This window comes from Mycobacterium paraffinicum, assembly GCF_001907675.1.
GTDB lineage: Bacteria > Actinomycetota > Actinomycetes > Mycobacteriales > Mycobacteriaceae > Mycobacterium > Mycobacterium paraffinicum_A.
Map to the genome: position 1 here is coordinate 86,855 of NZ_MPNT01000006.1, position 11,829 is coordinate 98,683.

Sequence of the window (11,829 nt, forward strand, 5' to 3'; positions counted from 1 at the left end):
TTATCTGGATACTGAGTCGACCGTAGGATGCGGCGCGAGGGGAGTCAAGATGCGCGGAGTCACTTCAGCACCGGCCGAGCGCGTCCTCGATGTCGTTGAATTGCTCAGCAGGCCGGCAGGTGGCGGGCACCGCTTTTCCGACGTCGCTCGCGAACTCGGCCTCTCTCAGGGCACGGCGCACTCCATACTCAAGACCCTGTGCGACCGCGGTTGGGCGACCCGGGATCCCGTTTCCAAGAAGTTCGACCTTGGCCCCACTGTGGCCCTCATCGCGGAGAGGCTGGAAGCCGCGCGCCCATTTCTGACTGTCGCTCGCGACGCCATCCGCCGTCTCGCTGAGGCAACCGGTGCGCCGGCCTCGGTAGTCGAACGCACCGGAGATGAACTGGTGATTACCGCGTTCGAAACTCCCGAGGGGTCTACCAAACCGGTCGCCTCCCTCGAGCGCATCCCCTATGCGCCGCCGTTCGGGATCGCCTGCGCCGCTTGGGATACCCCAAGCGAACAGGACTCCTGGATTCAGCGCGGTACGGCCGGCGACACCTCGCTGGTGGAACGTCTTCACACGGTGTTGGCTCAGACGCGCGACCGCGGTTATGACGTCGATTGGATGACTCCCGCGCTGGCGCAGGCGGCTCATGCGATCGAAACGTTGTCTACCGAGACGGTGCCCCACAATCTGCGCTCCGTCGTCGACCAACTGCGCGTCGAATTCATCTCGGCGAACCTGCTATCCGGCGACAGCGCACGCGATGCGCTCCCGGTTGCCACAATCTCCGCGCCTGTCTTGGACGAGAGGGGGCATGTGCGATTCATCCTTGGGTTCCACCCACTACGCGCCATGACGATGAGCGAAATCCATGCTGCCGCGAAACCTCTGCTGCGCGAGATCGACCGAGTGGCAGGCCACGCAGTGCCATCCATCGACGGGGCCCGCGCCAAGGCGGGATCCTAGCCGGCGAACATGGCGACGGCTCAGGGTAAGTCGTCGTCAGGGCAAGCTGCTGCTACGTTTGCCTTGGTCACCGACGAAGCCCCGCACGACATACGCGCGGACGAACTCGGCCACCGCGTAGTCGTTCCCGTCGAGATGCGGTGATCGGGTTGTGAACAATGAGAACAGTATTCGCGCAAGCCACTCCGACGCCGATCGAACGTCGAGGTCGCTGCGGACCTCACCGGTCAACCTAGCCGCCGAGATGTAGGGCGTGAAGAATTCGCCACATTCGCGGAGGAGGGTTGATGAGTTCTTGGTCAACATCAAGTTGACCTCTTCTTGGTCGAAATAGGGTTGGGGCTCCACCACGCGGCGGGCCTGGTTGATGAATACCCCTGCCCGGACCAGCTTTTCCTCAAGGGTGCTTCCGCCGTCGCGGTCAATCGCCTTTGCCAGTTTGCGGTAGAAACTTTGTGAGGCCGCTTCCGCGCACGTCTCGAGGATCGTCTCCTTGTCCCGGAAGTACTCGTAGAATGTGCTTCTGGAAACATTCGCGGCGCGAGCGATGTCGACGATCGTAGTCTTTCGCAACCCGCGGGTTCGGAAGCAGGCGAACGCAGCCATGATGAGAGCCGCACGGGTGTCGACCGCGCTAGCCTGTGTCATCGGCCGTCCCGCCCTACGCGTTCAGCGGTCGGGAGCGAGAATCAAACCGCTGGTCGGAACGCCGGTGCCCGACGTGACCAGCACGTGTTCTACGTTGTCCACTTGGTTGTGCGACGTCCCGCGCACCTGACGGACGCCCTCGGTAATGCCGTTCATGCCATGGATGTAGGCCTCGCCGAGCAGTCCGCCGTTGGTGTTGATCGGCATGCGGCCCCCGAGTGAGAGCTCGTCGACGGAGACGAAGTCCTTGGCCTCGCCGCGACCGCAAAATCCCAGTTCCTCCAGTTGCGTGAATACGAACGGGGTGAAGTGGTCGTAGAGGAACGCCGTCGATATGTCCTGCGGTTTGAGGCCGGAATCCCGCCACAGCTTGTCTCCCACGACACCCATCTCGGGCAGGCCGGTGATGTCGTCGCGGTAGTAACTCGTCATCACCTCGCCGTCAGAGGCGGCACCCTGAGCGGCGGCCGTGATGACGGCGGGCGGCTTGGCCAAGTCCCTGGCTCGCTCGACGCTCGTCACCACCATCGCAACGCCGCCGTCGCTCTCCTGGCAGCAGTCGAGCAACCGCAGCACCGGCTCGATGATCCAGCGCGATTGTTGGTGCTGCTCAAGCGTTATCGGCTTACCGTAGAACCAGGCGTCGGGGTTCTTCGCGGCGTGCTTGCGGTCGATGACCGAGATCTTGCCGAAATCGGCGTTTGTCGCCCCATAGGTCGTCATGTAGCGCTGGGCGTGCAAGGCGACCCAGGCGGCCGGTGTCATGAACCCGAAGGGCGCATAGGGCGCCATCCACAGCGGCGTCACGCCCGGCTGGCGGCCGGCCCCGCCGAAGCGGAAGCCGGAGCGCTCGTTGAACGCGCGGTAGCACACCACCGCTTCGGCCGCTCCCGTCGCGACCGCCATCGCGGCCTGCATCACGGTGCCCGCGGCCGCCCCACCACCGTGCGGGACCCGGGTGAAGAACGTCAGGTCGCGGATGCCGACATTCCGGGCGACCTCGATCTCCTCGTTCTCGTCGACGCTGAAGGTCACCATGCCGTCAATGTCGGCGGGCCGCAGGCCGGCGTCGCGGATCGCGGCGATGACCGCCTCACAGGCGAGCTGCATCTCAGTGCGACCCGATTCCTTGGAGAACTCGGTCTGGCCGATCCCGACCAGCGCCGTCTTGCCGCCAATGCCGTCGCTCATGCATCCACACCTTGGAGCAGGCTGAGCACTGCCGTCCCCGAGACGTGGTCGCCAAGGCTGTTGGTGCCCTTGAAGGTGACCTCGAGAAGCCCTTCGCCGTCGGTCTTGGACTTGTCCGTGACGGAACCCGTGAACCGCAGCGGATCGTTCGGGTATGCCGGGACGCCCAGGCGGATGGAAAGCCTCTTGATCATCGCCTCCGGGCCCGCCCAGTCGTGCAAAAACTTCACGCACAGACCGTTGGTGGTGAGGATGTTCAGGAAGATGTCCTTGGACCCTTGGGAATTCGCGAAATCCCGGTCGTGGTGCACCGGCATGTAGTCACGCGAGGCGATGGCGCCGGCGACGATCAGCGTGGTGGTCACCGGAACTTCCAGCGGGGTGACTTCGTCGCCGACATTGACGGAGTTCCACGCCAGCGTGGTGGTGCGGTCGACGGTGGAGGTCATTTGATTCCTTCCGGGTATGCGGCGCCGAGGCGGGCGAGTTGTTGGGACGCCGAGCCGAGCGAAAGCTCGATCTGCTTGGCCCACAGGAAATAACGGTGCAGTGGGTACGTGACGTCGATGCCCATGCCGCCGTGGACTTGCTGAGCGGACGCGACGACCCGCGCTCCCGCTTCAGCCGCCCAGAACTTGGCGATCGCCGCTTCGCGGCTCGCCGGCCGGCCCGCGGCGATCAGCCACGCCGCGTGCCAGGTGGTCCAGCGGATCGCCTCGACGTCGATGAACGCATCGGCCAGTCGTTGCTGTACGGCCTGGAACGAGCCGATCGGCCTGCCGAACTGCTCGCGTTCGCTGGTGTAGGAAGCGGCGATCTTGAGGGCTCGTTCGGTCACGCCGACCTGTTGCGCGCACAGCCCGACGAGCGCCCTGGTATACAGCGAACCGACCGCGTCCGCGGCGCCGGGCCCGTTCAGCCGGTGGCCGAGGGCACCGGCGAGTTCGACGTCGGCGTAGGGCTCAGCGTTGGTAGTGCTTGCGGGCGTGACCGTGAGGCCATTCGTCGCAGTCTCGACGACGAACAGACCCGGGCCGTCGTCGGCCTGGGCCGAAACCACGATGGCGTCGGCAAGCTGCGCAGCGGGTACGAGTTCCTTGCTGCCTTCGAGGGTCCACGCGTCGCCGTCGGCGCGCGCGATCGTGCGTGGCGCCGTCGGGTCGGAGTTGCCCGGTTCGGCGAGGGCGGCTGTCAGGATCGCATTGCCCGCCACGACTCTCGGCAGGTATCGCTGCTGAATAGCCGAATCACCGTGGCGTGCAATGGTATCCGCGCCGAGCATGAGGGTCGCGTAGACCGGGACCGGCGCGACGCTCCAGCCGACTTCGGCGAGCAGCACGCCGAGTTCCAGGAATCCGCCGCCGCTGCCGCCGACGGACTCGGGCAACGCGATACCCAGCAGGTCGGATGACGCCAGCTCGCGCCACAGTCCTGGGTCGTAACGAACCTCGCCCGATTCCAGATCGGCGAGATGCTCAGCGGTGCAGCGGTGCTCGAAGAGCTGGCGGGCGACCTTGCCGACCGTCTCTTGTTCTTCGGTAAAGGAGAAATCCATGCTCGCGTGATGCCTCGTCTGTCAGGGCGCAGGCCGGAACTGGTGCAACACCAGCTCGTCACCGCTCGGGATGGCTTCGAACTTCTCGTAAAAGACCTCGACAGGCAACCCGACCTCGATGGCGGCGGGCTCGATATCGCACAGGTTCGACACGATGCGTACCCCTTCGTCGAGCTCGATCAGGGCGACCACGTATGGATACTGGAGGAATGGCAGCGGGGGATACTGCGGCATCACAAAGCTGTAAACCGTTCCGCGTCCGGTCGATTCGATGGAGTCCCAATTGAGTGACTGGCAGTTGCCGCACATGGGGCGAGGCGGAACCCGCAACATCTTGCAGTCTGCGCACCGCTGAATCAGCAGCTTGTGGTCCTTGAGGCCCGACCAGAAGAATTCGGTGTCGGGACTTATCGACGGGGCAAGCCTGGTGGCCATCAGTTTCCCGTCTTGAATCGCAGCGTGCGGAACCATTGGCGGCCGATGACTTCGTCATTCTGATCGCGGTATGTGGTCACCCACGTGACGAAGAATCCCTTGCCCATTGCCGTCGTCTTCTCGTCCGAAATCGAGTCGAAAACCGTCTCACCGGTGATCTCGTCACCGACGCGGGGATAGCGTTCGATCTCGAACTCCGAATTCGTCGCGATGATGCCCGTGTAGCCCGCGTCGGAGAGGAATTGCAGCGGATTCTTCTTGATTTCGATTGGCACGCCGCCGCGTTCATGGATGCCGGCGAGCTTGGGCGGAGGCATTGTCCAGCTCTGCAGCATCACCGGCGGGGAAACCAGGGCACCGTAGCGGGACTGCTCTGCGAACTCGGGATCGAGGTACGCGGGATTCATGTCATCCAACGCGTACGCCCAATGCCGAATCATCGCGGCATTCACCGGATCAGGGGCGCGGGAGGGCTTGCCGACTCCGTCGGTGGGCGTCCCGATGAGCGCATCGAGGCGTTCGCGCAGCTCATCCTTCGTTGTCTCGGTCATCGGTTGGAGCTTCCTTTCTCGGATGCGCTGGCCCGCATGTCCCGGGGTGCGCGCGGCATCCCCAGACCGGCCATAGCGATGATGTCGCGCTGGAGCTCGTTGGCTCCGCCGCCGAACGTGTTGATGACGGCCAGGCGGTACGCGCTTTCCAGCTCGCCCTTGAGTGGGGCCGCCGAGTCCTTGCGCACACCGCCCTGCCCCACAACGTCGAGCAGTTCGCGGGCGACCTGTTGGGTGAGTTCGGTGCCGAATACTTTCGCCGCGGAGGCCTCGCCCATCCCGAGGGCACCGGAGCTCATCGTCGTGTTTACGCGCAGGTTCAGCAGCCGGTAGGCCGCGACCTGTGCTTCCACCCGCGCCAGGGCCTGCTGCACCCACGGCTGGTCGATGACCATGCCGCCGTCAAGCGGCGTCGTCGACGCCCATTTGAGCGTCTTGTTGAAAAGCGGTTCCAGGGCACCGAGGTTGCCGAGCGCGGCCCGTTCCAGGTTGAGTTGGTTGGTCACCAGCGTCCAACCTTGGTTTTCGCCGAGCACGATAGCGCTCTCGGGGACGCGGACGTCGTCGTAGAAGGTGTAGTAGGTGGACACGCCCGGCATGGTGTGCAGCGGCTTCCAGGAGAATCCCGGTGAGTCGGTCGGCACGATGAATAGTGTTATGCCCTTGTGCTTCTTGGCGTTCGGGTCGGTACGTGCCGCCAGCCAGATGTAGTCGGCGAACTCGGCGCCGCTGGTGAACATCTTCGAACCGTTGATGACGAACTCATCCCCATCGCGCACCGCCGTGGTACGCAGCGACGCGAGATCGCTGCCGGCGTCAGGCTCTGAATAGCCGATCGCGAAATCGACGGTGCCCTCGAGGATCGCGGGGAGAAACTCGGCTTTCTGCTCCTCGGTGCCGTACTGAATCAGTGTGGGACCCACGGTGTTGAGGGTGATCATCGGCAGCGGGGCGTTGACCCTACGTGCTTCCTCGGCGAAGATGTACTGCTCGAGCGCACTTAGCCCGCCGCCACCGTATTCGACCGGCCACGCGACGCCGAGCAGGCCGGCCTCGCCAAGCGCGCGTCTGCATTCGGCGATCGCGGCGCCTCCCTCGGCGAGGTTGCCGACGGCGGCGCGGCGCTCCGGGGTCATCACCGCCTCGAGTCGGGTCCGGTAATCCTTGCGAAGTTGCTCCTGTTCCGGTGTGTAGTCGAAATCCATCAGATTTCCGCTCCCAACCGAATCGGCATGCGCTTTACGCCGGGCACCATCGTGGCGCGCAGCCGCGACACGTCGCCGGTGAGCTCGATCGTCGGGAAGGCACCCAGCAGAACCTCGAACATCACCCTGGCCTCCAGACGGGCGAGCTGCGCGCCCAGGCAGGCATGCTCACCGGCGCCGAATGCGATGTGGGGGTTCGGGTTACGGGTGATGTCGAACTCTTCGCTGGAGGCGCCGAATATTTCTTCGTCGCGGTTGGCGGAGCCGTAGAGCATGACGACGGTGTCGCCGGCCTTGATCTGCTGGCCGCGGATCTCGACATCCTCAGTGGCTTGCCGGGCCATGTGCGTGACCGGGCTGGTGAATCGCAGCATCTCTTCGACCGCGCAGGGCAGCAGCGACGGGTCCGACCGCAGCAGGGCGAACTGCTCGGGATGGTCGATCAGCGCCAGCGTGCCCAGCGCGATGAGGTTGCGAGTGGTTTCGTTGCCGGCGACCAACAACAAGAAGGAGAAGTTGAGCAGGTCCTCGTCGGTGAGGCGCTCGCCGTCGACCTCGGCCGCGGCCAGGATGCTCAGCAGGTCGTCCTGCCCGGTGACCTCACCGGAGCGACGTGCGGCGATGAGTTTGGTGAAGTACTCGTACAGCTCAGCGAGCGCGACCATCGAGTCCAGTTCTATGTCGGGGTCGGCAGTGCCAACCGCGGCGTCCGACCAGGCGCGGAATCGCTCCCAGTCTTCCGGCGGCGCGCCAAGCATCTCGGCGATCATCCGAGTGGGTAGCGGAGCGGCGATTTCCTCCGCGAACTCGTAGTCCCGCGACGGGTCCACGCCGTCGATGATGCCCTTGACGATCTGGCGCACCTTGGGTTCGAGCAACTGCACCTGGCGGCGGGTGAAGCCGGAGTTGATGAGCTTGCGAAGCTGTCGGTGGCGCGGGGGATCGGTGAAAATCAGATTCCCCTCCTGAACCGGTTCTGGTTGGGCGGGGTCCGGGATCGAAATGCCCTTTGTGGACGAGAAGGTCAGTGGGTGGCCCGAGACATAGCGAATGTCCTCGTACTTCAACAGCGCCCAGAAATTGGTGACGTCATTCCACACGACGGGCGTTGTGTTACGAAGCTCCCGGTAGGCCGGGTACGGGTCACCGGCATAAAAATCGGGTGAGTGCAGTGGAACGGTAGTTGTGGGCACACCACGCCTTCCTCGACGCTGAGAGCTGGTCGGACAGATCATGAAAGAATGTCCGTTTTCAAGTTGTCTACAGCAGATCTGAGTCGTCTGTCAATCAGCGCGTATGTGCCGGAAAATCAGCGTCAATCGGCGGCCGGACGGCTGTGGCGGGTTGTGTACACACAGTCAAAGTATGTAAGTTCTCGTGAGGCATCGCCCGCGCCGCGCTGCGGGCAAGCAGTCAGGGAAGGCAGGCGGATGATGGCTGGGTCTCGGTCCCTCCTCGACGCTGAGGGGCACTACATCGGCGGACGGTGGACCGACCCGGACAGTGGGCGTTACGACGTCATCAACCCCGCGACCGAGACGGTGATTGGGACCGCGCCCGATGCCAGCGTTGCGCAGGTCGGGCAGGCGATCGCTGCGGCGAGGACTGCCTTCGACACGGGTCCGTGGCCGGCGGCCGAGCCCGCCGAGCGTGCGCGATGCCTGCAGCAGCTCAGCGACGCACTGCTGGCCAGGGGCGAGGAGATCTACGCCCTGGCGCAGGCGGAGTGGGGCTGTTCGGCAAACGAGCGGCTTATTCACGTGGACGGTCCGGTATTCATGGTTGGTCATGCCGCTGAGCTGGCGGTCGAACCCGCCGAGGCGCCGTTGGATGCCTGGGGTGCCGCGGGCACCACGCTGTTGCGCTACGAACCGCTCGGCGTGGTGGCGGCGATGACCCCGTGGAACTTCCCGCACACCCTCAACGTCATGAAATTGGGCGCGGCGCTAGCTGCCGGAAATACGCTCGTGCTCAAGCCATCACCGCTGACGCCGCTCGCGGGGCTCGCCCTCGCCCGAATCGTGCACGAGGACACCGACATCCCGCCGGGTGTGGTCAACGTGGTGACACCGACCAGCGTGGAGGCCAGCAGAAACCTGACCCTGGACCCCAGGGTCGACATGGTCAGTTTCACCGGCAGCTCGGTCGTCGGCCGCGATGTGATGGCGGGCGCGGCGACCACCATGAAGCGCGTCCTGCTGGAATGCGGCGGAAAGTCGGCGACCATCCTGCTTCCCGACGTCGACATCGGCGACGAATTGATGGAGCGGCTGCTGTTCGAGGGCTGCACGATGCATGCCGGCCAGGCGTGCATCCTCAACAGCAGGCTGCTGCTGCCGGATGCCATCCACGACGAGGTGGTGGACCGACTCGCCGCGCTGGCCCGTGCGGTCGTGATCGGCGACCCCGTCGATCCGGCGGTCACCATGGGACCGTTGATCAGCCGCGAGCATCTCGATCGCGTCGAGGGCTTCGTCAAACGCGCTGAAGCCGACGGTGCGACGGTGGTGGCCGGAGGAGCTCGTCCGAAGGATCTGACCAGCGGCTTCTACTTCGAGCCGACGATACTCACCGATGTCTCGGCCGATTCCCACATCGCACAGGAGGAGGTGTTCGGACCCGTCCTGACGGTGCTGCGGTACCGCGACGACGACGACGCGGTCGCCATCGCCAACAACTCGGCCTACGGCCTCGGTGGTGCGGTGTGGGGAAGCGACATCGACCGTGCGGTGGGCATCGCTCGCCGGATCCGGACCGGGCAGGTGTCGGTCAACGGCACGATTCCCGGGGACGCGCCATTCGGTGGCTTCAAGCAGAGTGGGATCGGCCGGGAGGGCGGTGTGATGGGACTGCGGGCCTACATGGAGCCAAAGGCCATCGGGATACCCGCGTGAACCGGCCGCTGACGGGATTGCGCGTCGTCGAGCTCGCCTCCGAGATTGCGGGGCCCTATTGCACGAAGCTGCTCGTTGATCTGGGCGCCGACGTGTGCAAGATCGAGCCGCCGGCGGGCGACCCGTTGCGCCATTGGGGCCCGTCCGGCTCGGCGGATCCGGACCAAGGGGGGCTGTTCGAGTACCTGAACGCTGGAAAGCATGGCGCTACAGTCGATCTCGGCCGGGAGAACGGGCTCGCGACCGTACACGAATTGATCTCGACGGCGGATGTACTCGTCGAGGACTTGCCGGCAGGGTCGACCGCCCGCTTGGAGTGGGGCCTGGACTCGGAGACCCTTGGCCGGATCAACCCCAAGCTCGTCGTCGTGCGAATCTCGAGCTTCGGCCAGGAGGGGCCGCTGCGCGATCGCGTAACGACTCCATTGACCCTGCAGGCGGCCGCGGGATGGGTCAACGTGCGCGACCCCGAACGGGCTCCGGTACAGGCAGGGGCCCGGATCCCGGAATACATCGCGGGCTCGTATGCTGCGCTCGGCGCGCTGACGGCACTGCGAATCGCCGCGGCCGGAACGATCCGGCCCGTCGAGGTTGACGTCTCGATGTTCGAGTCGTTGCTGTCGACCCTGCCCTACCCCATGCTGATGGCGGCCCGGCTCAAAAGCCTTGGGCTGCCTACGAACTCCAAAGCCGCACCGATGCTCGGGATCGTGCGGGCGGCCGATGGCTGGATCGGCATCAACTGCCTGACCGGTCAGCACTGGCTGGACGTGTGCGCCATGGTCGGGTTGCCCGAGTTCGGCGAGCATCAACTCGCGGTCATGCTCGGTGGGCCCGAGCGCGGCGAGTTTTTTGCCAAGGCGCAGCCGTTTTTCGATTCGATGACGGTTGCCGATCTGGTGGACCTGAGTCAGGCCATGCGGATACCCGCCGCGCCGGTCACTGAAGGCGACACCATACTCGCCTGTCCACAGTACGCAGAGCGGGGGTTCTTCATCGAGGCGGCCGCCGACGGATGGCAATTCACCAGACCCGGAGCGCCGTTTCGGTTTTCGAAGACACCGGTCCCGCCACCGCTGCCCGCTCCAGCCCTGGGAAGAGACGCGCAGGCCGCCTGGGACGAGCGCGGTGCACGCAGCCGGGACGAAGTCGTCCCCAATGTCGCCCTGCCGTTCACCGGGTTGAAGGTGTTCGACCTGAGCACCTTCTGGGCGGGCGCGTATCTGACGTGCTACCTCGGCGGCTTCGGGGCTGACGTTGTGAAGGTCGAATCCATCCAGCGCCCCGACGGCCACCGCTACTCGGGATCGTTACTGCGCGAAGGGGACGACTGGTACGAACGCGGGCCACTTTGGCAGGGAACGAATCTCAACAAACGCGACATCACCCTTGACCTCACTTCCGCCGCCGGCCGCGAGTTGGCCCTGCGCCTGGCCGCCGAAGCCGACGTGGTAGTCGAGAATTTCTCCCCGCGTGTGGTCGAACAGTTCGGGCTCGATTACGAGAGCATCGCGACGATCAATCCCGACGTGATCATGGTGCGGATGCCCGGATTCGGCCTGGAGGGGCCGTGGCGCGACTATGTGGGCTGGGCGCTGAACATCGAACAGGTGTCCGGGATGTCGGCCGTGACCGGTTACCCGGATGGCCCGCCGTGCAACCTGCAGGGCCCCGCCGATCCGATCGTCGGCGTACATGCATGTGTGGCGTTGCTGGCCGCGCTCGAGCACCGGCGGGGGACCGGTGAGGGCCAGCTCATCGAGGTTGCGCAGATCGAGGTTGGCGCTGCGGTGACCGCCGAACCTGTGATCGAGTATTCCCTGACGGGCACGGTGCGGCCGCGCGAGGGGAACCGCCACCGCGTGTGGGCCCAAGGCGTCTATCCGACGGCTCTCGCCGACGAATGGGTCGCGATCTCCGTGCGCAACGACAATGACTGGATTGCGCTGCTGGGCGCCATTGATCGCGACGAGCTGCGAGACGACCCGCGATTCGCGACTTCGGAAGCTCGCCTGCAACACCACGACGAATTCGATGAGGTGGTCGCGAGTTGGACGTGCAGGCGACCCGCCGAGGACTTGGTGGCAACGCTTGTCCGGCACCGCGTCCCAGCCGAGCGATTACTCGCGGCCGCCGAGATGTATGACGTCGAGCAACTCGATGCGCGCGGTTTCTATCAGGATCTAATCCACCCGATCACTGGGCGACAGAGGTTTCCCGGCTGGCCTTTTCAGATTTCGCCGGGCCCGGCGCACCATCACCGGACCGCGGCGCCGACACTCGGCCAGCACAACGCCGAGGTGCTGGGAGCGCTTGGACTGTCCGATGCGGAGATCACCGCATTGCGCGAGCAAAGCGTCATCGGGCAACGGGTTCTCAACGCGTAGGATTGCGA

11 protein-coding genes are annotated in these 11,829 nt (G+C 65.1%); 3 read left to right on the plus strand and 8 right to left on the minus strand.

The features are described 5' to 3' along the window. Positions 1-49: 49 nt before the first annotated feature. Positions 50-955 carry an IclR family transcriptional regulator gene (locus BRW65_RS08995; RefSeq protein ID WP_073873677.1) on the plus strand — a complete coding sequence of 302 codons (906 nt, stop codon included), beginning with the start codon at positions 50-52 and terminating at the stop codon, positions 953-955. A 36-nt stretch (positions 956-991) separates the two neighbouring features. Here BRW65_RS08995 and BRW65_RS09000 read toward each other — a convergent pair whose 3' ends face one another. The 8 genes from BRW65_RS09000 to BRW65_RS09035 are packed head-to-tail and all read right to left on the minus strand — an operon-like array spanning position 992 to position 7,712. Beyond that, complete coding sequence (locus BRW65_RS09000) at positions 992-1,603, minus strand: TetR/AcrR family transcriptional regulator (protein WP_073873679.1); 612 nt, start codon at positions 1,601-1,603, stop codon at positions 992-994. Between the two features lie 21 nt (positions 1,604-1,624). Next, positions 1,625-2,794: a lipid-transfer protein gene (locus tag BRW65_RS09005; RefSeq protein WP_073873681.1), complete on the minus strand. Its 1,170-nt coding sequence runs from the start codon at positions 2,792-2,794 to the stop codon at positions 1,625-1,627. Beyond that, a complete protein-coding gene (locus tag BRW65_RS09010; RefSeq protein WP_073873683.1) occupies positions 2,791-3,243 on the minus strand; it encodes a MaoC family dehydratase in 453 nt (150 codons plus the stop codon). Before BRW65_RS09010 ends, BRW65_RS09005 begins: the two co-directional genes overlap by 4 nt. After that, complete coding sequence (locus BRW65_RS09015) at positions 3,240-4,349, minus strand: acyl-CoA dehydrogenase family protein (protein ID WP_073873685.1); 1,110 nt, start codon at positions 4,347-4,349, stop codon at positions 3,240-3,242. Before BRW65_RS09015 ends, BRW65_RS09010 begins: the two co-directional genes overlap by 4 nt. Positions 4,350-4,370: 21 nt before the next feature. Next, complete coding sequence (locus tag BRW65_RS09020; RefSeq protein WP_073873687.1) at positions 4,371-4,784, minus strand: Zn-ribbon domain-containing OB-fold protein; 414 nt, start codon at positions 4,782-4,784, stop codon at positions 4,371-4,373. Next, positions 4,784-5,335: an FAS1-like dehydratase domain-containing protein gene (locus BRW65_RS09025; RefSeq protein WP_073873689.1), complete on the minus strand. Its 552-nt coding sequence runs from the start codon at positions 5,333-5,335 to the stop codon at positions 4,784-4,786. Before BRW65_RS09025 ends, BRW65_RS09020 begins: the two co-directional genes overlap by 1 nt. Further along, complete coding sequence (locus BRW65_RS09030; protein WP_073873691.1) at positions 5,332-6,540, minus strand: acyl-CoA dehydrogenase family protein; 1,209 nt, start codon at positions 6,538-6,540, stop codon at positions 5,332-5,334. The genes BRW65_RS09025 and BRW65_RS09030 overlap by 4 nt, the downstream gene beginning before the upstream one ends. Further along, positions 6,540-7,712: a cytochrome P450 gene (locus BRW65_RS09035; RefSeq protein WP_073873908.1), complete on the minus strand. Its 1,173-nt coding sequence runs from the start codon at positions 7,710-7,712 to the stop codon at positions 6,540-6,542. Before BRW65_RS09035 ends, BRW65_RS09030 begins: the two co-directional genes overlap by 1 nt. A 261-nt stretch (positions 7,713-7,973) precedes the next feature. Between BRW65_RS09035 and BRW65_RS09040 the strand changes: the two genes are divergently transcribed. Together BRW65_RS09040 and BRW65_RS09045 are read left to right on the plus strand one after the other, a co-directional pair. Then, positions 7,974-9,434 carry an aldehyde dehydrogenase family protein gene (locus tag BRW65_RS09040; protein WP_073873910.1) on the plus strand — a complete coding sequence of 487 codons (1,461 nt, stop codon included), beginning with the start codon at positions 7,974-7,976 and terminating at the stop codon, positions 9,432-9,434. Further along, a complete protein-coding gene (locus BRW65_RS09045; protein ID WP_073873693.1) occupies positions 9,431-11,821 on the plus strand; it encodes a CaiB/BaiF CoA transferase family protein in 2,391 nt (796 codons plus the stop codon). Before BRW65_RS09040 ends, BRW65_RS09045 begins: the two co-directional genes overlap by 4 nt. The last annotated feature ends 8 nt before the right edge of the window (positions 11,822-11,829 follow it).

Excerpts from the sequence above, each read along its gene's own strand:
- BRW65_RS09020 (WP_073873687.1), bottom strand. The coding sequence starts at position 4,784 with ATGGCCACCAGGCTTGCCCCGTCGATAAGTCCCGACACCGAATTCTTC.
- BRW65_RS09025 (WP_073873689.1), bottom strand. The coding sequence starts at position 5,335 with ATGACCGAGACAACGAAGGATGAGCTGCGCGAACGCCTCGATGCGCTC.
- BRW65_RS09015 (WP_073873685.1), bottom strand. The coding sequence starts at position 4,349 with ATGGATTTCTCCTTTACCGAAGAACAAGAGACGGTCGGCAAGGTCGCC.
- BRW65_RS09005 (WP_073873681.1), bottom strand. The coding sequence starts at position 2,794 with ATGAGCGACGGCATTGGCGGCAAGACGGCGCTGGTCGGGATCGGCCAG.
- BRW65_RS09010 (WP_073873683.1), bottom strand. The coding sequence starts at position 3,243 with ATGACCTCCACCGTCGACCGCACCACCACGCTGGCGTGGAACTCCGTC.
- BRW65_RS09030 (WP_073873691.1), bottom strand. The coding sequence starts at position 6,540 with ATGGATTTCGACTACACACCGGAACAGGAGCAACTTCGCAAGGATTAC.
- BRW65_RS09000 (WP_073873679.1), bottom strand. The coding sequence starts at position 1,603 with ATGACACAGGCTAGCGCGGTCGACACCCGTGCGGCTCTCATCATGGCT.
- BRW65_RS08995 (WP_073873677.1), top strand. The coding sequence starts at position 50 with ATGCGCGGAGTCACTTCAGCACCGGCCGAGCGCGTCCTCGATGTCGTT.
- BRW65_RS09040 (WP_073873910.1), top strand. The coding sequence starts at position 7,974 with ATGGCTGGGTCTCGGTCCCTCCTCGACGCTGAGGGGCACTACATCGGC.